Genomic DNA, 22431 nt, shown 5'->3' on the forward strand with positions numbered 1-22431 from the left:
CGCGGGGTCAGTTGGCGCCCATCCCCGACCCTCTGATGGGCCGCATCTGACCCCGCGTTGCTCTTTACGAAGAAGGGTCCTTCCAGCCTCGGCCGGAGGGACCCTTCTTCGTTGCGGTGTGTTGCTACGCGCTGCAGCTACTCGACGACGAGCAGCAGGTCTCCGCCCTGGACCTGTTCCACGGCGCCGACGGCGAGCCGGGAGACGGTGCCGCCCACCGGCGTCGTGATGGAGGCCTCCATCTTCATGGCCTCGATGGTGGCGACGGTATCCCCGGCCTTGACCGTGTCTCCGGCCTTGACCGTCAGGGTCACGGCGCCGGCGAACGGCGCGGCCACCTGGCCTGGCTGGGAGGCGTCGGCACGCTCGGCAGCCTTGACGTTGCTGACCACGGAACGGTCCCGGACCACAACAGGCCGGGACTGGCCGTTGAGCGTGCACATGACAGTGCGCATGCCCTTTTCGTCCGGCTCCGAGACCGCCTCGAGGGAGGCGATCAGGCGGACGCCCTTCTCCAGCTCGATCTCGTGCTCGGCGCCGCGCTGCAGTCCGAACAGGTAGTCGCGGGTGTCCAGCACCGAAAGGTTGCCGTACGACTCAATGCTCTTCTGGTAGTCCTTGGTGGGACCGGCGAAGAGCAGGCGGTTGAGTGTCTGCTGACGGGTCGTGGAGTCGCCCCTCAGCGCGGCGCTGTCCTCGGCGCTGAGTTCGACGTCACGGACCTTGATGGTGCGGCCCTGCAGGGCCTTGGTCCGGAACGGCTCGGGCCAGCCTCCGGGAGGATCGCCCAGCTCACCGGACAGGAAGCCGATCACGGAATCCGGGATGTCGTACTTCTGCGGGTTCTCATTGAAGTCGGCCGGGTCGGCGTTGAGACCGACGAGGTGCAGGGCCAGGTCGCCCACGACCTTGGAGGACGGGGTCACCTTCACGAGCCGGCCGAGGATACGGTCCGCGGAGGTGTACATGTCCTCGATCGCCTCGAACCGCTCGCCCAGGCCCAGCGCGATCGCCTGCTGGCGCAGGTTGGAGAGCTGTCCGCCGGGGATTTCGTGCTGGTAGACCCGGCCGGTGGGGCCCGGCAGCCCGGATTCGAACGGCGCGTACACGCGGCGGACGGCCTCCCAGTAGGGTTCCAAGGCGCAGACGTTCGCAAGGCTCAGACCGGTGTCCCGGGGAGTGTGAGCCAGGGCGGCAACGAGGGCCGAGGCCGAGGGCTGGCTGGTGGTGCCGGCCAGGGAGGCCGACGCCACGTCCACCGCGTCCACGCCGGCGTCGACGGCCGCCAGGAGGGTGGCCAGCTGGCCGCCGGCGGTGTCGTGGGTGTGCAGGTGGACCGGAAGGTCAAACCGCTCCCGCAGGGCCGCTACCAGGCGGGCAGCCGCGGCGGGGCGCAGCAGCCCGGCCATGTCCTTGATCGCCAGGATGTGCGCGCCCGCGTCGACGATCCGCTGTGCCAGCTCCAGGTAGTAGTCCAGGGTGTAGAGCTTTTCATCGGGATCCAGCATGTCCGCCGTGTAGCAGAGGGCTACCTCGGCGACTGCGGTGCCGGTCTCACGGACGGCGCGGATGGCCGGAGCCATCTGGTTGACGTCGTTGAGGGCATCGAAGATACGGAAGATATCGATTCCGGTGGCGGCGGCCTCGTTGACAAATGCCACCGTGACCTCCTCCGGGTACGGGGTGTAGCCCACGGTGTTCCGGCCGCGGAGGAGCATCTGCAGGCAGACGTTCGGCAGTGCCTTCCGCAAGGCCGCGAGCCGGTCCCAGGGGTCTTCGCCCAGGAACCGCAACGCGACGTCATAGGTCGCGCCGCCCCAGGCTTCCACCGAGAGCAGCCCGGGCAGCAGCTTCGAGACGGCAGGGCCGGCCGCGACGAGGTCGCGGGTGCGGACACGCGTGGCCAGCAGGGACTGGTGGGCGTCCCGGAACGTGGTGTCGGTGACGGCGACTGCAGTCTGCGCGCGCAGGGCCTTGGCGAAGCCCTCCGGCCCGAGCTCCAGCAGCCGCTGGCGTGAGCCCGGCTGGTAGTCCGTGCCCTCCAGCGACGGGAGCTTCGCGGCCGGATCACTGTGGACCTTGAGCTCGCCGTTGGGCTTGTTGACGGTGACCTCCGCGAGCCAGGTCAGCAGCTTGGTGCCGCGGTCCGCGGAGATGCGGGCCTTGAGCAGCTCGGGGCGCTCGTCAATGAACGATGTGGCCACGTTGCCGGCCACAAAGTCCGCATCGTCGAGGACGGCCTGCAGGAAGGAAATGTTGGTGGAGACCCCCCGGATGCGGAACTCGGCCAGGGCACGGCGTGCCCTGGCGACGGCGGCCGGGTAGTCACGGCCGCGGCAGGTGAGCTTGACCAGCATGGAGTCGAAGTGCGGGCTGATCTCGGCGCCGGAGTACACGGTGCCGCCGTCGAGCCGGACGCCGGCGCCGCCGGCCGAGCGGTAGCCGGTGATCTTGCCGACGTCGGGCCGGAAGCCGTTGGCGGGGTCCTCGGTGGTGATCCGGCACTGCAGCGCCGCTCCCTTGAGCTGGACGGTCTCCTGCGAAAGTCCCAGGTCCGCGAGGGTCTCTCCGGCGGCGATGCGCAGCTGCGCCTGGACGAGGTCCACGTCGGTGACTTCCTCGGTCACGGTGTGCTCGACCTGGATGCGCGGGTTCATCTCGATGAAGACGTGCTGGCCGGCGCGCTCCCCCACGGTGTCGACCAGGAATTCGACCGTTCCGGCGTTGACGTAGTTCAGCGCCTTGGCGAACTTCACGGCATCGCGGTAGAGCGCCTGCCGGATGCCCTCGTCGAGGTTCGGTGCCGGGGCGATCTCGATGACCTTCTGGTGGCGGCGCTGGATGGAACAGTCGCGTTCGAAGAGATGCATGACGTTGCCCTCGGCATCGGCCAGGATCTGGACCTCGATGTGGCGGGGACGCAGGACGGCCTGCTCCAGGAACATGGTGGGATCGCCGAACGCCGCGTCGGCCTCGCGCATGGCCGCCTGCAGGGCCTCCGGCAACGCCTCCCGGGTGTCCACCCGGCGCATGCCGCGGCCGCCGCCGCCGGCTACTGCTTTGGCGAAGATGGGGAACCCGATCTCGTCTGCCGCAGCGATCAGCTCAGCGACGTCCTTTGACGGCTGGCTGGACTTGAGCACGGGAACCCCGGCCAGGCGGGCCGCCTCAAGGGCTGCCACCTTGTTGCCGGCCAGTTCCAATACCTCCGCCGGCGGACCGACGAAGGTGATGCCTGCGGCTTCGGCAGCCCGGGCCAGGCGGGGGTTCTCGGAGAGGAAGCCGTAACCCGGGTAGATCGCGTCCGCCCCGGATTCCTTGGCCACGCGCACGACTTCGTCGACGTCGAGGTACGCCCGGACCGGGTGGCCTTCTTCGCCGATCAGGTACGCCTCATCAGCCTTCTGGCGGTGGATCGAGTTGCGGTCCTCATTGGGGAAGACCGCCACAGTCTTGGCGCCCAGCTCGTAGCTCGCACGGAAGGCACGGATCGCGATCTCGCCGCGGTTTGCCACCAGAATCTTCGAAAACATGCTTCTCCTGCATCATTGCGGGCGTATCGGTAATTCCACACAGTCTCCAAGACCGGCGTAGGCAAACACAAATCATTGTGGCCACGGTCACAGTATTGCGCGTCACGTTTGCCATCCGGGGCCGGGGCACAGCCTGCGCCCCGGCGTGCGGCTTACCGGTGACGGGCGCAGAAGCGGCCCCAAGGCAGCCGCCGACCTGCCGCCCCGGCGCCGGATGAGACGGGTTTCGGTGGAGCATCAACATATGATGAAGGGGTGGGTGGCGCACGCACGCCCCGGTTCCGAAGAACGCAGGAGCCGGCACGACCCCGTCTCGGCAACCGGCGTTAGGTATTGGTCTTTCAAGTGCAAGTAGTCAGCATCAGCAGCCTCAAAGGCGGTGTCGGCAAGACATCAGTGACCACAGGATTGGCGTCCGCGGCTCTCGCCGCCGGCATTCCCACCCTCGTAGTCGACCTTGACCCCCACGCCGATGCGAGCACTGCCCTGGGCGTCCACCCTGACGGGCAGCTCGACATCGGCCGGATGCTCAAGGCCCCCCGGCGGGCGCGGCTGGCCGACAATGTTGTCCCCAGCGGCTGGGTGGAACGAGCCCGGGGCAGCGGCTCCCCGGCAGGCTCCCCGGTACCCATCCTGGATGTGGCCGTGGGCTCCGCCTATACCGGCATCTATGACCGCCCGGATCTTGGCCGCCGCGACCTTCGCCGGCTCTCGGCGGTCCTGGCCGGAGCGGAAAACTATGAGCTGGTCCTGGTAGACTGCCCGCCTTCGCTCAACGGCCTCACCAGGATGGCATGGTCCGCGAGTGACAAGGTCACCCTCGTGGCCGAACCCGGCCTCTTCTCCGTGGCCGGCACCGAGCGCACCATGCGGGCAATCCAGCTCTTCCGTCAGGAATTCGCCCCGAATCTCTCACCCGCGGGCATCGTGGCGAACCGCGTGCGCAGCGCCTCCTCCGAGCACAGCTTCCGGATGGCCGAGATGCAGTCCATGTTTGGCGAACTGCTGCTGTCGCCGGTCATTCCGGAACAGGCCAACTGGCAGCAGATCCAGGGTGCGGCCCACTCCGTCCATCATTGGCCCGGAGACTCCGCCAAGAACGCCGCGGCGCTGTTCGATGCCCTGCTGGCGAACCTGATGAAGTCCACCGGTGCGAACGGCAAGGTCCGGGACCGCAGCCGCCGCTAGGCAGGCCGCGACCGCCAGGGCTGAAACGAAGGCCGCCTTCCCCGTGGGAAGGCGGCCTTCGTTCCAGCTCTCGATGTGCTGACCGGTTCAGGTGGCCGGCCCTGGCTAGCCGATCTTGCGGACTGCCCGGCGCTTGCTTAGTTCGTCGTCGGGAAACGACTGCACGGCGGCATGTTCACTGGGCAGCGCGGCGAGGCTGCCTTCGACTTCACGCCAGACGCGGCCGACCGCGATGCCGAAAACACCCTGGCCGCCCTGGACCAGATCAATGACCTCGTCTGCCGAGGTGCACTCATAGACGCTTGCGCCGTCGCTCATGAGTGTGATCTGGGCCAGGTCCTCGACACCGCGTTCCCGCAGGTGTTCGACGGCGGAGCGGATCTGCTGCAGTGAAACGCCCGTGTCAAGGAGGCGCTTGACGACCTTCAGTACAAGGATGTCCCGGAAACCGTAGAGCCGCTGGGATCCCGAGCCGGCCGCGCCGCGGACTGCCGGCTCCACCAGCCCGGTGCGTGCCCAGTAGTCGAGCTGGCGGTAGGTGATCCCCGCGGCCTTGCAGGCGGTGGGGCCGCGGTAGCCCGCGTCCTCATCCAGGACAGGAAGATCCTCGGTGAACAGCAGGCCCTGGGCGCCGCGGGCGGGCACAGCTACACCGGTCGTCAACGGGTCCCTAAGCTCTCCTGCTTCGCCTTTCGGACTCACGTGGATCCTCCTTGTCATGAGCTCCCCTGAGGAAGTCGCAGCAACAGCTGATTAACGAATCAACCAACACAGTGTGAATCCTGAGTGTGAAATTCATCCGTGTAATTTAGCCGTGGCTGCACTTTCCAGTGTGACTTGCGCGGCTGCCGTATGCAATGGAAACTTGTACCTCTGACGTTAGGCCTGCCAGCGCCCAAGGTCAAAGACCCCGGCCCTATCGCCTGGGCGTGTCGAAACTTTCATCCCCGGCTTTAAGCTTCACGGGCTTCGGCCGGTTCAGCCGGCAAAGTCTTCAGGCTCGACGTCGTCCAGGAACTCGCGGAAGCGCCGCAGCTCGCCTTCTTCGTCGACGTCGGGCCCCGGGTGGGTGTCCTCGCCCTCGTCATGCTCGGTGATCCGGACGCCGGCCTCGTCCATGACGGCGTCGGCGCACCAGATCCGGCACTTGGCCCGCAGCGCCAGCGCCAGCGCATCCGATGCCCGCGAGCTGACGGTGGCTCCGTTCTCGAATTGCAGCTGGCCGTAGAAGATGTTGTCCTCCACGGCCACGATGTTGGCGCTCACGATGGTGTGGCCGAGGGCTTCGACCACGTCCACCAGCAGGTCATGGGTCATCGGTCGGGGCGGGACCACGCCCTGCTGGGCAAGGGCAATGGCGCTGGCCTCCGGGGTGCCGATCCAGATCGGCACATGGCGTTCACCATGGATTTCCTTCAACAGGACGAGCGGCTGGTTGGACGGCAGCTCAATCCGCACGCCAACAATCTCCACTTCAATCATCAGATGTCCATCCTCGAAATGCGGTCCTGGACCAGTGCCTGATGCAGCGACAGGCAGAGGTCGCTGATTTCCCGCGCAGCCTCGGCGGCACGCGCATGGGAGGCGGCATCCTTGCGCGAGGTCAGCGTGGCCACCGCACGTTCCACCAGCCCGAATTCACGTTCGGCAGCAGCCTGGAAGGGCCGCAAGTGCCGCGGCTCCAGGCCATGGCTCTCCAGCTTCACGCAGGCACGCGCCACCTGGAGCGCGTGTTCGTCGAACTTGCCGTTGGCGTGGCTGATCAGGCCGTAGCTCAGGAGCGATTCCAGCAGCGGGACGCTGGCTCCGGACTCCGCCCGGAGCTGTTCCTCGCTCAGCCGCCGTACGCGGTTCTGCAGTTCGGCGGCGAGCTCCTCGGAGACGATCCGCGGGGACACAGTGACCCCGGGGGAAAGGTTGTCCGGACGCTCGCCACGGTCGATCGCCGCAAGGTAGTCCTTGATGACCTTCAGCGGGAGGTACTGGTCCCGCTGGAGAGCCAGCACGAAGCGGAGCCGCTCGACATCGCTCTCCGAGTACTGCCGGTAGCCGGCAGGCGACCGCTGCGGATTGATGAGTCCCTTTTCTTCGAGGAACCTGATTTTCGACGCTGTCATATTGGGGAAATCGCCACTCAGTTGAGCCAGGACCTCCCCGATGTTCAGGACCTGGGGTCCGCGCCGTTCGGCTTGTGCCATTGCCACCGGCAACTACCCCGGAATCAGACGTTGCCTGCTGCGCGGGCAGGGCTCAGGTAGAAGGTGAGTCGGAACTTCCCGATCTGGACCTCGTTTCCGGACTTCAGTTCCACGCTGTCAACGCGGTCGTGGTTGACATAGGTGCCGTTCAGGCTTCCGGTGTCCACAACTTCGAAGCTGCGCGGCGTGCGGCGGAATTCGACATGGCGGCGCGAGACCGTCACGTCATCAAGGAAGATGTCGGCGTCCGGGTGCCGGCCCGCCGTCGTAACGTCCGAGTCCAGCAGGAAGCGGGCTCCCATGTTGGGTCCGCTGTGGGCGACGAGCAGCGCCGAGCCGAAGGGAAGGGCCTCGACCGCGGCACGCTCCTCCACAGAAAGCTTCGGTGCGATGGTGGGTTCGTCGCGCACCGGGGTGAGGTTGATCGACGTGGTCTCCGAAGCCTTCACTCCACCCGTGCCGTAACCGTCACCGGTGTCGTTCCGTTCGTGCCCAAACATTGAGTCCTCCTCATTCGTTGCAGGTGTCCCCCCTGCAAACAACGCATGCCGTCCGGAAAAGCCTCGCAGATCCGGTGTAGCCCTTCGGCGGGGCGTTGTTTGATGAGTTTTCCCAACGACCCGGCCCAAATGACCCGTTGCTTTAGCCTACCTGCTGTTCGTACTCGGATGCACTCAGCAGCGACTCGACCGCGTCGGCCTCGGCGAGCCTGACTTCCATCAGCCATCCCTCCCCGTAAGGATCGGAGTTGATCAGCGCGGAGTCGGTGTCGAGGGCCTCGTTGCGGGACACGATCTCGCCGCTCACTGGCGCATAAATGTCGCTGACGCTCTTGGTGGACTCCACCTCACCCACGACGTCGTTCGCCGTCACCTTTGTTCCAACTTCGGGCATCTGGGCGTAGACGACGTCCCCCAGCGCGTCCTGGGCAAAATCCGTGATGCCCACACGCACGACGCCGTCGGCGTTCGGGGCGGACACCCATTCGTGTTCTGCGGTGTAGGACAGCTCTTCGGGAATGTTGCTCATCACGGGCCTTTCGTCGGGTCAGTCAGCAATGTCGGGGCGGTTCATGTTCTGTCCGCCGCTGAAAGTATAGGCCGAAGCGGACTGGTCCGGGAAACAAAAAACCCCGCCGTTCCCTTGTCGGGAACGGCGGGGACTTTCTGTTGGTCGGGCTGACAGGATTTGAACCTGCGACCCCTTGACCCCCAGTCAAGTGCGCTACCAAGCTGCGCTACAGCCCGTTAGTTCCGCCGTTCTCCGCTGCGGTGTTATCCGAAGATTTTCACCTCAGCAGTCCGGCCGAACCACCTCCAAAAGCTTACACGATCCCGGAGGGTGCCTATGACATTTTCAGGTGCCGCAGGCCCGGTGTGTCGAAATTAACGCTTCTTGCCGCGCTTTTCGCGCACGCGCATGTTGACCTCGATCGGCGTGCCCTCGAAACCGAAGGTCTCGCGGAGCCGGCGGGTGATGAAGCGGCGGTATCCCGGATCCAGGAATCCGGTGGTGAAGAGCACGAACTTCGGGGGCCGGCTGGAGGCCTGGGTACCGAACAGGATGCGTGGCTGCTTGCCGCCCCGCACCGGGTGCGGGTGCGCGGCCACGAGTTCGCCCAGGAAGGCGTTGAGGCGCCCGGTGGGGATGCGCTTGTCCCAGCTCTCCAGCGCGGTGTCCAGGGCGGGAACGAGCTTGTCCTTGTGCCAGCCGGTCTTGGCCGAGATGTTCACCCGGGGAGCCCACTCGACGTGGGCCAGGTCCTGTTCGATCTCCCGCTCAAGGTAGCGGCGGCGTTCGTCGTCGAGCAGGTCCCACTTGTTGAACGCCAGCACCAGGGCGCGGCCGGACTCGATGGCCAGCTGGAGGATGCGCACATCCTGCTCGCTGAGCACTTCGTCGACGGCGAGGAGCACGACGGCGACCTCGGCTTTTTCGAGCGCGCTCTGGGTCCGCAGCGAGGCATAGAAGTCCGCGCCCTGCGCCATGTGCTGGCGGCGGCGGATGCCTGCGGTGTCCACGAAGCGCCAGGTGCGGCCGCCGAGTTCGATGAATTCGTCGACCGGGTCGCGGGTGGTGCCGGCGGTGTTGTCGACGACCACGCGCTCGGAGCCGGCAAGTTTGTTCAGCAGCGAGGACTTGCCCACGTTCGGGCGTCCGATCAAGGCGATGCGGCGGGGTCCGCCGGACCGTTCCAGGCCCTCGATCGTGGAGAACTCCGGCAGTGTGTCCATCACGTGGTCCAGCAGGTCGGCCACGCCGCGGCCGTGCAGCGCCGAGACCGGGTACGGCTCGCCGAAGCCCAGCCCCCACAGGGCGGCCGAGTCGGCTTCCTGCGCGAAATCGTCCACCTTGTTGGCGACCATGATGACCGGTTTCTTGGACTTGCGCAGCATCTTCATGACGCCTTCGTCCGTGGCGGTCGCGCCGACAGCGGAGTCGACGACGAATAGCACGGCGTCGGCGAGCTCCACGGCCATCTCGGCCTGCTCGGCGACACGGGCGTGGATGCCGCGGGCGTCGTGTTCCCAGCCGCCGGTGTCGACGACCGTGAAGTTCCGGCCGTTCCAGGTCGCCGAGTACATGACCCGGTCACGGGTCACACCGGGGGTGTCCTCCACAACGGCCTCCCGGCGGCCGAGGATGCGGTTGACCAGGGTGGACTTGCCCACGTTGGGCCGGCCAATGATGGCCAGGACGGGGTCAAGCTTGACCGGACCGTCAAATTCCTCGTCGTCATACCCGCCGCTGAGGAGGGCGGCGTCCTCCTCGTCCAGCTCGTAGTCGTCCAGGCCGGCGCGGAGGGAGGCCGCACGGAGCTCCGCTTCCTCGTCATCCAGCGCGGCGAGGTGCTCAGCCACCTGGTCCGTGCCGGTGGGCGTGTATTCGTCTTCGCCGGCGCCAAAATTGCCGGAGGTTTGAGTCGTATCGCTCATTGCACTTTCCTTATGGGGTGATCTGCCGGCGTCCCGGCTACTGCTTCATGACGTTCTTGCGGGGAATCCGCGTCGGGCAATGGCTGCCCGGTTCTTAGGATCGAATCCTGGACATGGCGGGCCAGCGCGGCGCGGATCTCGGTTCCCGCCCTGTCCATTGAAACACGCCCGGTCTCGCCGGGCCTGCGGCTGACATTGAGGGCCGCGCCGAAGCTGATGTGCAGCCGCCGGCGCAGCGGCGGAACGGTGTCGACATGTTCGCCGCCGCTCCGGGTGCCGAGGATGGCCACGGGGACCACCGTGGCCCGGGAGTTCAGCGCCAGCCAGGCCACCCCGTTGTTGATCGCGGAGGCTTCGCCGCTCCCCCGCGTTCCTTCGGGCAGAATCCCGACACACCGGCCGGCGTCGAGCACCCGTTTGGCCTTCTGCAGGGCTGCACGGTCACCCGTGCGGTCCACCGGCAGCTGGCCGGCGGCTATGAGCACGCGGCCCAGGAAACCGGCGAACATTTCCTCCTTGACCAGGATGTGCATCGGCCTCGGTGAGGCCCCGAACATCACCGGTCCGTCCAGGAAGCTGATGTGGTTTCCGGCGAAGATGACCGGGCCGGTGGCCGGGACGTTCGAACGCCCCGTGACCGAGGTCCGGTACAGGATATGGTCCAGGATCCAGCCCACGGGCCGGCTCCAGGCGGTGGTCAACCGGCCGGGCAGTTCAGATTCCGCCCGCGGCATGGCCTTATTCACGGGTGACGACCCTGTAGTCGATGATGCTGTGCACGATCCCGAGGGCGGCGTCGACCGTCTGCTCGAAGTCCAGCTCCGAGGAGTCCAGGGTGACCACGCCGTCGGCTGCCGTGGTGAAGTTCACCACGGTCGAATCCTTCGCGTCGCGTTGGGTCACCTGCGCCGCGAGCTGCTCGGCGTTCTGGCTGCCGCCGAGCTGGATGCCACGGCGGCGCAGGCGTGCCTCCTCGCTTGCTGTCAGGAGCATGCGCACTTCGGCGTGTGGCGCGACGACGGTGGTGATGTCCCGGCCCTCGACCACCATGCGGCGGTGGTGCTTTTCGATCAGTTCACGCTGGCGGCGGATCAGTTCCGTGCGGGCGCCCAGCGCCGTGGCGACGGCGCTGACGGCGGCGGAAATCGACGGCTCCCGGATGGCAAGCGTGACATCGGTGCCGCCGACGCGGATGTATTCCTCCAGCGGGCTCGTGCTGATTTCCAGCGGAAGGCGCTTGGAAGCAGCCTCGACGGCGGCACGGTCCTCAAGGTCGGTGCCCGAATCCAGGCAGTACCAGGTCAGGGCCCGGTACATGGCGCCGGTGTCGAGGTAAGCCAGCTTGAGCCGGCGTGCCACCTCTTTGCTGACGCTGGACTTGCCGGACCCCGATGGTCCATCAATCGCGACGACAAGGCTTTTTCCGGGGCGGACAAGGTCCACAGTTTCGATAAGTTCCTGGGTCATTACTGGAGTACCCGCCATCCGCGGTCGTTGAGGGCTTCGATGAGCAGGTCGTGTTTGTTGGGCAGCACGGAGATCTCCACCATGCCCACGTTCTGTCCGGAAGAGTGGTCCAGGCGGAGGTCCTCGAGGTTGACCCCGATCTCGCCGATTTCGGTCAGCAGCCGGGCGATCTGGCCCGGCGTGTCATCCACCAGGACCGTCAGCCAGGAGTAGGCCTGCGGGGGTCCGCCGTGCTTGCCCGGAATCCGGGATTGGCCGGCGTTGCCCTCGCTGATCAGCTGGGCCAGGTCCAGCCTGGCGCCCGGGGCCGTGGGGTTCTCAAGCGTGCCGATCACCCGGTTGAGGTCGTCGCGGACCCCGTGCAGGACCTGGACCACCTTGTCCGCATTCGCGCCCAGGATCTGGACCCAGAGGGTGGGATCACTGGCTGCGATCCTGGTCACGTCCCGCAGGCCGTTCCCGGCCAGGGAGAGGGCATGCAGCGGCGTCCCCTGAAGGCGGCTGGCCACGAGCGAGGACATGACCTGGGGTACGTGCGACACCAGCGCCACCGCCTCGTCGTGTTCCTCCGCCCTGAATTCGGAGACGACGGCGCCGAGGTCTGTCGCCAGCGCACGCGCGCTTTGCAAGGCCTCGGGCGTTGTCTCTTCCGACGGGCACAGGACCCATGGCATGGACGTGAACAGCTCGCCGCGGGCTGCGACGGGGCCGGACTTCTCGCGGCCCGCCATCGGGTGGGTCCCCACGTAGCGGCCCAGGTCGGCGCCGCGGGCACGAAGCTCGGCCTGGATGCCGGCCTTCACACTGGCGATGTCCACGACGACGGCCCGCGGGTACTCGGCGAGGGCCCGTTCCACTACATCGGCGGTGACGTCCGGCGGCGCGGCGACCACAACGAGTTCGGGCTGTTCCCCGTCAAGGCGTGCCAACGGCAGGCCTGCGCCGATGTCGACCGCGACGGCCTGGTTGGTGGGCGACGGATCGGAGAGGAAAACTGCCACTCCGCGGCCGCGCAGCCCGAGGCCGATGCTGGTCCCCAGCAGCCCCGTCCCGATAACCACGACCGGGCCGTTCAGGTGGCCGCGGCCGTGGGTACGAAAGGCGGACATGCCCTACAGCCCTACGGATGCCAGCAGGTGGCCGACTTCCTGCTTGCCGAGGTTGCGGATACTGCCCTGGCGCTGGTCGCCCAGGCCGATGGGGCCGACCTTGACGCGGACCAGGCGGAGCACCGGGAAGCCGACGGCGTCGAACAGGCGCCGGACGATCCGGTTCTTGCCCGAGTGCAGCACGACCTCGATCAGCACGTGTCCCGGGGTGGAGTCCACGAGCTTGAAGGAGTCGACCGAGGCAATTCCGTCCTCGAGCTCGACGCCGGCCTTGAGCTCGGCGCCGATGCCCTGCGGGAAGGGCCCGCGGACCTGCACGAGGTAGGTCTTGGGGACCTCGTAGGACGGGTGCGTCAGGCGGTTGGCGAGTTCGCCGTCGTTGGTCAGCAGCAGCAGGCCCTCGGTGGCGACGTCGAGCCGGCCCACGTGGAAGAGCCTTTCGCCGTGATGGCTGCGGACAAAGTCGCTGATGCAGGGACGGCCGTCGGGGTCTTCCATGGTGGAGACAACACCCTTGGGCTTGTTGAAGACCATGTAGACCATGTTTTCGTCCAGCTGGATGCGGAGTCCGTCGACGTGGATGACGGCAGTCTTCGGGTCGACGCGGACGCCGAGCTCGGTGACGACCTGGCCGTCGACCTCGACACGGCCTTCGGCGATCATTTCTTCGCAGACGCGCCGTGAGGCGACGCCGGCCGAGGCCATGACCTTCTGCAGCCGGATCCCGTCGGCGTCGTGCAGCTCGGACTGGGGCACGTCGCCGCGGGGTCCGCGCTTGCGGGCGGGCTTACGGACCGGGCCAAGGTTCTGGCCGAAGCGTTCGCTGCCGAAGGCACGGGAGCCGGTGGCCCTGGCCGCGCCGGCGCCGATGCGCGGCTTGGGCTTGAGCGCACCGGGGGTGCCCGGAGCCTTGCCGAAACCGGGCTTGCGGGCGGCGGCCTTGCGGGCTGCTTCCTTGCCGGACGGCCCTGTGGACTTCCAGTCGCCGGCAGGGCGCTCTGCGGGCGCGCCGCCGGGAGCCTGCAGGTCCGGATCGATGAAGGCCTCTTCGCGAGGCTTGGGGTGCTTGAAGGGGCGGTCTCCGCCGCCCTTGAAACCGGCTCCCTTGAAACCGGCTCCGCCCCTGCCGCCGCGAGGGGCGCCCTGCGCGCCGCGGCCCGCGCCGCCCTGCGCTGAACTTTGTCCGGCACTGTTGCGTCCCGAACTGTTACGTGGTGAACCCTGGCGTCCCGCCTGTGTCATGACCCGTCCTTCGTTTATTGGCCAACGGCCGCTGTCTCCCGACAACACCCGCCGACTAGGGCAAAATGGTTCCGCCCTGGTGGATACTCCTGTGCAGGCAGTCGTGCCGGCACAAAATACTGCCTACATTCTTCCTGCGTCGTAAAACTCTTCGATGCCTTCGAGCCCCGGAAGATGGGGGGAAAGCTGCGGCAATTCAGCCACCGAGCCGATTCCCATCCGCTCCAGGAAATGCGATGTCGTGCGGTACAGGATGGCCCCGGATTCGGGATCGGTCCCGGCACCCTCGATCAGCCCGCGCTGCGTCAGCGTCCGCACGACAGAGTCAACATTGACTCCTCGAATTGCAGACACGCGCGCCCTGGATACGGGCTGGCGGTAAGCGATGACGGCGAGCGTTTCGAGCGCCGCCTGCGTCAGCCTGGCTGTCTGTCCTTCCAGCACGAATCCGCCGACGATGTCGGCAAATTCTGCACGGGAATAGATCCGCCAGCCTCCGGCGATATTCCGCAATTCAAAACCCCGGGGGGTGGCACTGATGCCGTTCCTGTTGCTGTTGCTACTGGCAACGTCCATGTCCGGGGCATTACCAGTATAGCCGTTATACTCCTCCTGCAGTTCCGCCAGCAGGGATTCGACGACGTCGACCGTCAGGTTCAGTCCGGCGGCCAGCCCGATGGCCGTCGCCGGCTCGTCGATCACCATCAGCACGGCCTCGAGGGCCGCGCGCGCGCCGCCGGGGAGACTGTGGACATCGGGGCCGCCTGTGGCCCCGCTGCCGGTTTCGGCTGGATCCAGGGTTCCGCTCACGGCTGCTCCTCGTAGTCTTCGCCCAGGTTTCCACTGCTCCAGTCCGCCCCGTCGGCGGTCCAGTGCACGGTGAGGTCCCCGAGCGGCTGCAGCTGCTCGAAGCCCACCACCTTGTCCCGGAACATCTGCAGCAGCGCCAGGAAGCGCGCCACTACCACGAGCGTGGATCCGGCGTCGGCGATCAGTGCCCGGAAGGTGAGCGGCTTGCCCAGGCGCAGCCGGCGCCCCAGCAGCTCGGCCTGCTCCGTGACGCTCACGGGCGTGGCGTGCAGGTGGGCCAGGCCCACCTCGGTGGGGGCGGCGTCCCTGGGCTTGAGGGCGGTTTCCGCCAGGGCGGCGAACTGCTGCGGGGTGTGCTTCCAGAGCAGTTCCGGGAGCAGGGCGGCGAAATGGCCTTCCAGCGCAACCTGCCGCGGGTACCGGCCGGCCTCGAGTTCAAGGGTGGAGCCGATCATGCCCGCCACGTGTTTGAAGGCCTTGTACTGCAGCAGCCGGGCGAACAGGAGGTCCCGGGCTTCAAACCGGGCGACGTCTTCGTCGTCCTCGACCGGGCCGGCCGGCAGCAGCCGTGCGGCCTTGAGATCGAGCAGGGTGGCGGCGATGACGAGGAATTCGCTGGCCTCGTCCAGGGCCCATTCCTCCCCCAGCTTCTGCAGGCCCTTGATGTACTTGATGAATTCGTCGGTGACCGTGGACAGCGCCACCTCGGTGATGTCCAGTTGGTGCTTGGAAATCAGGCCGAGCAGGAGGTCGAAGGGACCGGTGAAATTGGCGAGCCGGACCTCGAAGCCGGGCTTTTTCGCGGCCGGAACGTCCAGCTCCGCCGGCACCTCGGGCCCGGAAAGATCGAACCCGGAAAGATCGGGCCCTGGGAGATTGAGCCCCGCTTGCGTGCTTGTTGCTGCCACGGTTCGCGCTAGGGTGCCCCGCCGCGCGAGATGAGCTCCTTGGCCAGGCTGCGGTAGGCCTCCGCGCCGACGTGGGTGGCGGCGTAGGTGGTGATGGGCTCGGCCGCCACCGTGGCGTCGGCGAACTTGATGGAGCGCTTGATGACCGTCTCGAAGACCTTGTCCCCGAAGGCCTCGACGAGGCGGGCGATGACTTCGCGGCCGTGCAGGGTGCGGGAGTCGTACATCGTGGCCAGCACACCGTCGATCTGGAGCCTCGGGTTCAGGCGGTCCTGGACCTTGTCGATGGTTTCCACGAGCAGCGCCACGGCGCGGAGGGCGAAAAATTCACAGATCAGCGGGATGATGACGCCGTGGGCGGCGGTCAGGGCATTGACGGTCAGCAGGCCGAGGGAGGGCTGGCAGTCGATCAGGACGACGTCGTAATCGTCCTCGACTTTTTTCAGTGCCCGGTCCAGGACCTGTTCGCGGGCAACCTCGTTGACCAGCTGGACTTCCGCGGCCGAGAGATCGATGTTGGCCGGGAGCAGGTCCACGTTTTCGACGCCGGTCTTCTGGATGGCGTCGCGGATGTCGACCTTGCGGTCCATCAGGACGTTATAGACCGTGAGGTCCAGCTCATGGGGGTTGGTGCCGAGGCCGGCGGACAGCGCGCCCTGCGGGTCGAAGTCGACCAGAAGCACACGGCGGCCGTATTCGGCCAGCGCTGCGGCAAGGTTGATCGCAGAGGTGGTCTTACCCACCCCGCCCTTCTGGTTGACCATGGCGATGACCCGCGCGGGGCCGTGGGATGACAGCGGTGCAGGCTCCGGAAAGTCGCGGTGAGGGCGCCCGGTGGGGCCCATGACGGCGTCTTCCAGATCGAGTTCGGTGCCTTCCAGAGTTGCTGAACCCTGTTCGCTGCTCACGTATCTATCCACACTTTCGACGGTGATTGTCGTGCTTGATCTTGCTGCCGCTGGACGCCCAGCGCCGATCTTGTTCCTCCCAAGGTTACAGCGCCCGACACGGTATTCCACGGACCTTGACAGCGGCCGTCATTTGAGCCTTGACCTTCTGGTTGAGGTCGAGGGTTGGCAGCCGGCCGCGGAAAACCGCCCGGACGCGGTGTTCGCGTCCGGGCGGTTGCACCGGGGTGGCGCGGCAGTCCTGCCGGGAGGGTTCTTGCCGCTCCGACGTCCGGTCAGACGCTGGCAGGCAACGGCTGTGCGGCCTGCGGAGCGGCCTGCGGAGCGGCATCCGGGCCGGCTGCGTGGCCCGCGATCATGGTCTGCTCATCGAAGGGCTCGGCGCCGGAGAGGACACGCTCGACCTGGCCGCCGTCGATCTCCTTGACCCAGGTGCCGATCAGCACGGTGGCGACGGCGTTGCCGGTGAAGTTGGTCAGCGCGCGGGCCTCGGACATGAAGCGGTCGATGCCGACAATCATGCCCACGCCCCCAAGCAGCGCGGGGGCGTGCGCCTGGAGACCGGCGGCCAGGGTGGCCAGGCCGGCACCGGTGACACCGGCGGCACCCTTCGAGGCGATGATCATAAAAACCAGCAGGGAAACCTGGGCACCGAGATCCAGCGGTGTGCCCATGGCGTTGGCAACGAACAGCGACGCCATGGTCAGGTAGATGGCTGTGCCGTCCAGGTTGAACGAGTAGCCGGTGGGGACCGTGACACCGACGACGGGCTTGGACACCCCGAGGTGCTCCATCTTCGCGATCAGCCGTGGCAGTGCCGCCTCGGATGATGAAGTGGAGAAGATCAGCAGGTATTCGCGGGCCAGGTACTTCATGAGCCGGAAGATGCTCACGCCGGCCACGACCCGGAGTAGCCCGCCGAGGATCACGACGATGAACAGGGCGCAGGTGATGTAGAAGGCGACCATAAGGGTGAACATGCTGAAGATGGCCTGCACACCGGTGGCACCGACGACGGCGGCGATCGCACCGAAGGCGCCGACGGGGGCCAGCCACATGATCATGATGAGGATGCGGAAGACGAGGGCCTGGCCATAGCCGATGGCCTTCAGGACCGGGGCGCCCTGGCTGCCCAGCTTCTGGAGGGCGAAGCCGACGAGGATCGCGACGAGCAGGGTCGGCAGCACCGGGATGTCGTTGGGGATGATGCCGAGCAGGAAGTCGACGGTACTGTCCGTCGCGGCTTTCTTGTTCGGATCGTAGGGTGCGAGGTTCAGTCCCTCGCCCGGGTGGATCAGGTTGCCCACGACCAGGCCGATGGCCAGTGCGAAGGTGGACATAACGACGAAGTAGCCCAGGGCCAGGCCGCCGACCTTGCCCACCGTGGCGGCCTTGGCAATCGAGCCGATGCCCAGCACGATCGTGCAGAAAATGACCGGGCCGATCATCATCTTGATGAGTTTGATGAACCCATCACCGAGCGGCTTCAGGGCCTTGCCGGCTTCGGGGAACAGCAGCCCCACCACGGCGCCGAGGATGACGGCGACAATGACGGCAATGTAGAGATAATGGGACTTGTCGAGCCCTTTGCGGCGCGTGCTGGGCTGCGCAGCTGACTCTCCTCGTTGAGAGGCCATGATTGTCTCCTTATGGATAATCTGGAAGACGCTGCGGCCCAGGCTCTGGGCTCATGACGTCGCTCCGGTGTGATATCCATCATTGGCGCTGAAGTGACACGGCTCACCGTTACGTTCATATTGGTCATGAAAGGTGTTGATGATCCACCGCTGGAGCATCGCGCGGAGGCTGTTCGTCGCCAACCTGCTGTTTGTGCTGGCCCTGACGGCAATCGTGGGCACGGCCAGCTTCGTCGACGCCCGCGACCACGCCTACGACGAGGCCGGACGGCGGATGTCCGGCGTCGCCACCGCCGTGGCGGACAACCCCTTGGTGCTGCAGGCGGCGAGCGCCGCCGACCCTACGGCCCTGCTCCAGCCCTACGCCCTCAAGGTCATGGAGGACTCGAAGGCGGACTTCATCACCATCATGGCGCCGGACCGGACGCGGTGGACCCATCCCCGGAACGAGGAACTGGGAAAGCCGTACATCGGGTCCATTGACGCCGCCCTGAACGGTCAGGTCTTCACCGAAATCACCGCCGGAACCCTCGGCCCCTCGGTCCGCACCATCGCGCCGGTGAAGGACGCCGGGGGCACGGTGCGGGCCCTCGTCGCGGCCGGCGTGACGGTGCGGACGGTGGACGTGGCCGTCTCCGGCAGGCTGCCGGCGCTGCTGGCCCTCGGATTGGCCCTGCTGGCGGGCGGCTCGGTGGTGTCCTGGCTGCTGGGGCGGTACCTGCGCCGGGTGACGCGCGGCTGGGGCCCGGAGCAGCTTGCGCAGCTCTTCGCCTACTACGAATCGGTGCTCCACTCGGTCCGGGAGGGCGTGATCCTGATTGATTCCAGGGGCAAGGTGGTGATGTACAACGACCAGGCCGCAGAACTTCTGGGACTCACCCCGCACGTGGCCGCAGGCAGTCCACCAGGCGGCCCAACAGACGGGCGCCAGGCGGCGCCGTCGCTGGCGGGGCTGCCCCTGGCGGCGAGCCTCAAGGAACTCTTCGAGTCAGGGCGGAGCGCCCAGGACGAGATCCATCTGACCGGCTCCCGCATCCTGGTGGTCAACCAGGGCCCCGCGGTGGCGCCGCAGCCCCCCGGCGGGCGTCAGCGCGCCGCGGTCTTCGGCACGGTGGCCACCCTCCGGGACCGCACGGAAATCGAAGCGCTCGGCAGCGAACTGGAAACCGTGCGCACTCTCTCCGATGCCCTCCGCGCCCAGACGCACGAGCACGCCAACCGGCTGCATACGATCGTCTCGCTGATGGAGCTGGGACGCGGTTCCGAGGCCCTGGAATTCGCCACCAAGGACCTCGAGCTCAGCCAGCGCCTGACGGATGACGTGGTGGGCTCCATCGAGGAACCGGTACTGGGGGCGCTCATCATGGGCAAGGTGGCCCAGGCCCACGAACGCGGCGTCGAACTGGACCTCAATGCCGCCGGCTCCACCGCTGTCACCGGCCTCGCCGTCCAGGATCTGGTGGCGATCCTGGGCAACCTGCTGGACAACGCCATCGACGCGGCCGCCGGGGCTCCGGCCCCCAAGCTCGTGGAGCTGACCGTCGCGAACGTCGGCGGGGCCTTGGAGATCACGGTGGAAGACAGCGGCCCGGGCATCGATCCCGCGGCGGTGGAGGACATCTTCCGCCATGGCTTCAGTACCAAGGAGCCGGGACCGTTCGGACGGGGGCTCGGACTGGCCCTCGTCCGCCAGGCGGTCCAGCGCCTCGGCGGCACCCTGACCATCAGCAGCCCCGCGGGGGCACTCTTCCGTGTCACGCTGCCGACGGAGGCCACCGCGCCGGCCGCTGCCGCGCCAGCTACAACCGCGCCAGCGGCCACGGACCGGGCCACGGAGGGACAGCAATGAGCGACATCCGCGTACTCGTCGTCGAAGACGAGCCCGTCGCCGCCGCGGCCCACGCCGCCTACGTCGGCAGGCTGGACGGCTTCACCCTGGCCGGCTCCGCCCCCGACGGGCAGTCCGCCCTGCGCCTCATGACGGAGTTCGCGGCTGCCGGCTCACCCGTTGACCTGGTGCTCCTGGACATGAATCTCCCGGACCTGCACGGGCTGGACATCGCGCGGCGGATGCGGGCCGCCGGCCTCTTCGCGGACATCGTTGCCATCACCGCCGTGCGCGAGCTCACCATCGTCCGCAGCGCCGTGGCCACCGGGGTGGTCCAGTACCTGATCAAGCCGTTCACCTATGCGACCTTCGCGGACAAACTCTCCAGTTACCGGAAATTCAGGGAACAGCTGGCCTCGCCGGCCTCGGGCAGACCCGGCGCCGGAGCCTCCCAGAGCGAGGTGGACCAGGCCTTTGCGAGCCTGCGGGCCCCTTCGGAGCTGCCGCTGCCCAAAGGGCTGGCCGTGTCCACGCTGGAATCCGTCCGGGACTTCATGAGGCAGCAGTCCGGCGCCGTCTCGGCCAGCGAGGTGATGGCGGCGCTGGGCATGTCCCGGGTGACCGCCCGGCGCTACCTCGAGTACCTCGCCGACGCCGGCGCCGTCTCGCGCACGGCGCGCTACGGCACCCCCGGCCGGCCGGAGAACGAATACCGCTGGCTCCGGCCGCCATAGCGGCACCACTGCCCCTTAGCCCGCGTGCTGCTCCCCCGTGGCGGCGGGGCGGAGGGTCCCGATCAGCGTCTCGATCACGCCGGCGTCTTCGATCGTGGACGGCACCACGTAGTCCTCGCCGTCGGCGATCTGGCGCATGGTCTTGCGCAGGATCTTCCCGGAACGGGTCTTGGGGAGGGCCTCGACGACGGTGACGTGCTTGAAGTCCGCCACCGCCCCGATGTCCCGGCGGACCAGGGCGATGAGCTCCTTGACCAGCACGTCCTCGGCCATGTCAACGCCTGACTTGAGCACGACATAGCCGCTCGGGCGCTGGCCTTTCAGGGCATCCGCGAGGCCGATCACGGCGCACTCGGCAACTGCGGGGTGCTGGCCAATCACCTGTTCCATGGCGCCCGTGGAGAGGCGGTGGCCGGCGACGTTGATGATGTCATCGGTGCGGCCCATCACGAACAGGTGGCCGTCCTCGTCCCGGTAGCCGGAATCGCCGGTGGCGTAGTAGCCCTCGAACGCCTCGAGGTAGGAGGAGATGTAGCGTTCGTCGTCCCCCCAGAGGGTGGTGAGCGTTCCCGGCGGAAGCGGCAGCCCGAGGACAATATTGCCCTCGATGCCGGCCTCGACGTCTTCGCCGCTGCCGTCGACAATCTTGAGCCGGAAGCCCGGCATCGGCACGCTGGGCGAGCCGGCCTTGATCGGCAGCTCGTCGAGTCCCCGGGGGTTGGCGCAGATGGCCCAGCCGGTCTCGGTCTGCCACCAGTGGTCCACCACCGGGACGCCCAGGACCCGGGAGGCCCAGTGGAAGGTGTCGGTGTCGAGGCGTTCGCCCGCGGCGAAGAGGGTGCGCAGGCTGGAGATGTCATAGCTCCCCAGCAGCGTGGCCTCGGGGTCGGCCTTCCGGATGGCGCGCAGCGCGGTGGGCGCGGTGAAGAGCACGTTGACCTTATGGTCCTGGATGACCCGCCAGAACGCGCCGGCGTCAGGGGTTCCCACGGGCTTGCCTTCGTACAGGACGGTCGTCGCGCCGGCCAGCAGCGGACCGTACACGATGTAGGAGTGGCCCACCACCCAGCCGACGTCGGAAGCGGTCCACATCACGTCGCCGGGGCCGACGTCGTAAATGTTTTCCATGGTCCAGGACAGGGCCACGGCATGGCCGCCGTTGTCCCGGACGACGCCCTTGGGGGAACCCGTGGTCCCCGAGGTGTAGAGGATGTAGAGCGGATCAGTGGCTTTGACGTCGACCGGCGCGGCAGGCGCGGCGGTTGCCATCTCGGTGTCCCAGTCCAGCCAGCCTGCGTGGTCGGCCACGGATGAGGCGAACCCGTCCCGCGCCTTGACCAGGACCGGGGTGTCCGGCGCACCGGCCAGGCCAAGGGCTTCCTCGACGGCGGGGAGGTACTCGATCCTGCGCGACGGTTCGATGCCGCCGGAGGCCGTGACCACCGCGGCAGGCGCGGCGTCCCGGATGCGGGCGGCGAGCTCCTTGGGGGCGAAGCCGCCGAAGACGACGGAGTGCACTGCGCCGAGCCTGGCCGTGGCAAGCATCGCGATGGCTGCCTCGGGGACCATCGGCATGTAGATCACGACGCGGTCGCCTTTGCCCACGCCGTGGCTGCGCAGGACCCCGGCAAACCGGGCCACGAGGTCCGTCAGCTCCGCATAGCTGTAGCGCCGCTGCGTGCCGAGCATGGCCGAGTCGCAGATCAGGGCGTCCTGCGCGCCGCGGCCTTCCTCCACATGCCGGTCCAGCGCGTTGTAGCAAGTATTCAGGACGCCGTCCGGGAACCAGCCGTACAGCGGGGCTTTGCTGGAATCGAGGGCCTGCCGGGGCGGCGTTGACCACGAGACCTTGTCCGCGGCAGCCAGCCAGAACTCTGCGGGCTGTTCCAGGCTGCGATCGTAACTGTCCTGATAGCTCTTGGTAACCATGAAA

General features: G+C 67.4%; 19 protein-coding genes and 1 tRNA gene. 3 read left to right on the plus strand and 17 right to left on the minus strand.

Annotated features, from left to right (window positions below; all coding sequences use genetic code 11):
* Positions 1–137: 137 nt before the first annotated feature.
* Positions 138–3533: a pyruvate carboxylase gene (locus E5206_RS15695; RefSeq protein ID WP_136323300.1), complete on the minus strand. Its 3396-nt coding sequence runs from the start codon at positions 3531–3533 to the stop codon at positions 138–140.
* Between the two features lie 345 nt (positions 3534–3878).
* Here E5206_RS15695 and E5206_RS15700 point away from each other — a divergent pair, with 345 nt between their 5' ends.
* Positions 3879–4721 (plus strand): ParA family protein, encoded by an 843-nt coding sequence (locus E5206_RS15700; RefSeq protein ID WP_136323301.1) that lies wholly within the window; start codon positions 3879–3881, stop codon positions 4719–4721.
* A gap of 105 nt (positions 4722–4826) precedes the next feature.
* Here the strand turns inward: E5206_RS15700 and E5206_RS15705 are convergent, their stop codons facing one another.
* The 15 genes from E5206_RS15705 to E5206_RS15775 form a co-directional block, all read right to left on the minus strand.
* Positions 4827–5423, minus strand: a complete 597-nt coding sequence (locus tag E5206_RS15705) for a MerR family transcriptional regulator (protein ID WP_136323302.1) — start codon at positions 5421–5423, stop codon at positions 4827–4829.
* A 276-nt stretch (positions 5424–5699) separates the two neighbouring features.
* A complete protein-coding gene (locus E5206_RS15710) occupies positions 5700–6203 on the minus strand; it encodes a bifunctional nuclease family protein (protein WP_136323303.1) in 504 nt (167 codons plus the stop codon).
* Positions 6203–6919 carry a MerR family transcriptional regulator gene (locus E5206_RS15715; RefSeq protein WP_136323304.1) on the minus strand — a complete coding sequence of 239 codons (717 nt, stop codon included), beginning with the start codon at positions 6917–6919 and terminating at the stop codon, positions 6203–6205. Before E5206_RS15715 ends, E5206_RS15710 begins: the two co-directional genes overlap by 1 nt.
* Positions 6920–6942: 23 nt before the next feature.
* The gene (locus tag E5206_RS15720; RefSeq protein ID WP_136323305.1) at positions 6943–7419 is read right to left on the minus strand and encodes an FHA domain-containing protein; all 477 of its coding nucleotides are present in this window, start codon (positions 7417–7419) and stop codon (positions 6943–6945) included.
* A gap of 142 nt (positions 7420–7561) precedes the next feature.
* Entirely contained in the window at positions 7562–7948 is a 387-nt protein-coding gene (gene gcvH, locus E5206_RS15725) for a glycine cleavage system protein GcvH (protein WP_136323306.1), read from the minus strand.
* 141 nt (positions 7949–8089) lie between these two features.
* Positions 8090–8166: transfer RNA gene (locus tag E5206_RS15730), tRNA-Pro, on the minus strand.
* A 138-nt stretch (positions 8167–8304) separates the two neighbouring features.
* Positions 8305–9855 carry a ribosome biogenesis GTPase Der gene (der, locus tag E5206_RS15735; protein WP_136323307.1) on the minus strand — a complete coding sequence of 517 codons (1551 nt, stop codon included), beginning with the start codon at positions 9853–9855 and terminating at the stop codon, positions 8305–8307.
* Positions 9852–10589 (minus strand): lysophospholipid acyltransferase family protein, encoded by a 738-nt coding sequence (locus tag E5206_RS15740; protein ID WP_136324175.1) that lies wholly within the window; start codon positions 10587–10589, stop codon positions 9852–9854. The genes der and E5206_RS15740 overlap by 4 nt, the downstream gene beginning before the upstream one ends.
* Positions 10590–10593: 4 nt before the next feature.
* Positions 10594–11322, minus strand: a complete 729-nt coding sequence (cmk, locus tag E5206_RS15745; protein ID WP_136323308.1) for a (d)CMP kinase — start codon at positions 11320–11322, stop codon at positions 10594–10596.
* On the minus strand, positions 11322–12431 hold the full coding sequence (locus E5206_RS15750) for a prephenate dehydrogenase (RefSeq protein ID WP_136323309.1): 1110 nt from the start codon (positions 12429–12431) through the stop codon (positions 11322–11324). The genes cmk and E5206_RS15750 overlap by 1 nt, the downstream gene beginning before the upstream one ends.
* A gap of 3 nt (positions 12432–12434) precedes the next feature.
* Entirely contained in the window at positions 12435–13673 is a 1239-nt protein-coding gene (locus E5206_RS15755; RefSeq protein ID WP_136323310.1) for a pseudouridine synthase, read from the minus strand.
* Positions 13674–13796: 123 nt separating this feature from the next.
* Positions 13797–14378: an SMC-Scp complex subunit ScpB gene (locus E5206_RS15760; RefSeq protein WP_240690199.1), complete on the minus strand. Its 582-nt coding sequence runs from the start codon at positions 14376–14378 to the stop codon at positions 13797–13799.
* Positions 14379–14479: 101 nt separating this feature from the next.
* Entirely contained in the window at positions 14480–15313 is an 834-nt protein-coding gene (locus E5206_RS15765; protein ID WP_136324177.1) for a ScpA family protein, read from the minus strand.
* An 86-nt stretch (positions 15314–15399) separates the two neighbouring features.
* On the minus strand, positions 15400–16299 hold the full coding sequence (locus E5206_RS15770; protein ID WP_136323311.1) for an AAA family ATPase: 900 nt from the start codon (positions 16297–16299) through the stop codon (positions 15400–15402).
* A gap of 275 nt (positions 16300–16574) precedes the next feature.
* Entirely contained in the window at positions 16575–17936 is a 1362-nt protein-coding gene (locus E5206_RS15775) for a cation:dicarboxylase symporter family transporter (protein WP_136323312.1), read from the minus strand.
* Between the two features lie 139 nt (positions 17937–18075).
* On the opposite strand from E5206_RS15775, the gene E5206_RS15780 reads away from it, so the two are divergent.
* Complete coding sequence (locus tag E5206_RS15780) at positions 18076–19785, plus strand: sensor histidine kinase (RefSeq protein WP_136323313.1); 1710 nt, start codon at positions 18076–18078, stop codon at positions 19783–19785.
* Positions 19782–20498, plus strand: coding sequence for a response regulator (locus E5206_RS15785; RefSeq protein ID WP_136323314.1), 717 nt, complete (start codon positions 19782–19784; stop codon positions 20496–20498). The genes E5206_RS15780 and E5206_RS15785 overlap by 4 nt, the downstream gene beginning before the upstream one ends.
* A 15-nt stretch (positions 20499–20513) precedes the next feature.
* Here the strand turns inward: E5206_RS15785 and E5206_RS15790 are convergent, their stop codons facing one another.
* Complete coding sequence (locus E5206_RS15790; protein WP_136323315.1) at positions 20514–22427, minus strand: propionyl-CoA synthetase; 1914 nt, start codon at positions 22425–22427, stop codon at positions 20514–20516.
* Positions 22428–22431 lie beyond the last annotated feature (4 nt).

The organism is Arthrobacter sp. PAMC25564, from assembly GCF_004798705.1.
Lineage (GTDB): Bacteria > Actinomycetota > Actinomycetes > Actinomycetales > Micrococcaceae > Arthrobacter.

Bases quoted from the DNA above. Each gene is read 5' to 3' on its own strand.
- E5206_RS15710 (WP_136323303.1), bottom strand. From the start codon at position 6,203: ATGATTGAAGTGGAGATTGTTGGCGTGCGGATTGAGCTGCCGTCCAAC.
- E5206_RS15780 (WP_136323313.1), top strand. From the start codon at position 18,076: ATGATCCACCGCTGGAGCATCGCGCGGAGGCTGTTCGTCGCCAACCTG.
- E5206_RS15715 (WP_136323304.1), bottom strand. From the start codon at position 6,919: ATGGCACAAGCCGAACGGCGCGGACCCCAGGTCCTGAACATCGGGGAG.
- E5206_RS15740 (WP_136324175.1), bottom strand. From the start codon at position 10,589: ATGCCGCGGGCGGAATCTGAACTGCCCGGCCGGTTGACCACCGCCTGG.
- E5206_RS15790 (WP_136323315.1), bottom strand. From the start codon at position 22,427: ATGGTTACCAAGAGCTATCAGGACAGTTACGATCGCAGCCTGGAACAG.
- E5206_RS15750 (WP_136323309.1), bottom strand. From the start codon at position 12,431: ATGTCCGCCTTTCGTACCCACGGCCGCGGCCACCTGAACGGCCCGGTC.
- E5206_RS15785 (WP_136323314.1), top strand. From the start codon at position 19,782: ATGAGCGACATCCGCGTACTCGTCGTCGAAGACGAGCCCGTCGCCGCC.
- E5206_RS15760 (WP_240690199.1), bottom strand. From the start codon at position 14,378: ATGGTGATCGACGAGCCGGCGACGGCCATCGGGCTGGCCGCCGGACTG.
- der (WP_136323307.1), bottom strand. From the start codon at position 9,855: ATGAGCGATACGACTCAAACCTCCGGCAATTTTGGCGCCGGCGAAGAC.
- cmk (WP_136323308.1), bottom strand. From the start codon at position 11,322: ATGACCCAGGAACTTATCGAAACTGTGGACCTTGTCCGCCCCGGAAAA.
- E5206_RS15755 (WP_136323310.1), bottom strand. From the start codon at position 13,673: ATGACACAGGCGGGACGCCAGGGTTCACCACGTAACAGTTCGGGACGC.
- E5206_RS15695 (WP_136323300.1), bottom strand. From the start codon at position 3,533: ATGTTTTCGAAGATTCTGGTGGCAAACCGCGGCGAGATCGCGATCCGT.
- E5206_RS15720 (WP_136323305.1), bottom strand. From the start codon at position 7,419: ATGTTTGGGCACGAACGGAACGACACCGGTGACGGTTACGGCACGGGT.
- gcvH (WP_136323306.1), bottom strand. From the start codon at position 7,948: ATGAGCAACATTCCCGAAGAGCTGTCCTACACCGCAGAACACGAATGG.
- E5206_RS15775 (WP_136323312.1), bottom strand. From the start codon at position 17,936: ATGGCCTCTCAACGAGGAGAGTCAGCTGCGCAGCCCAGCACGCGCCGC.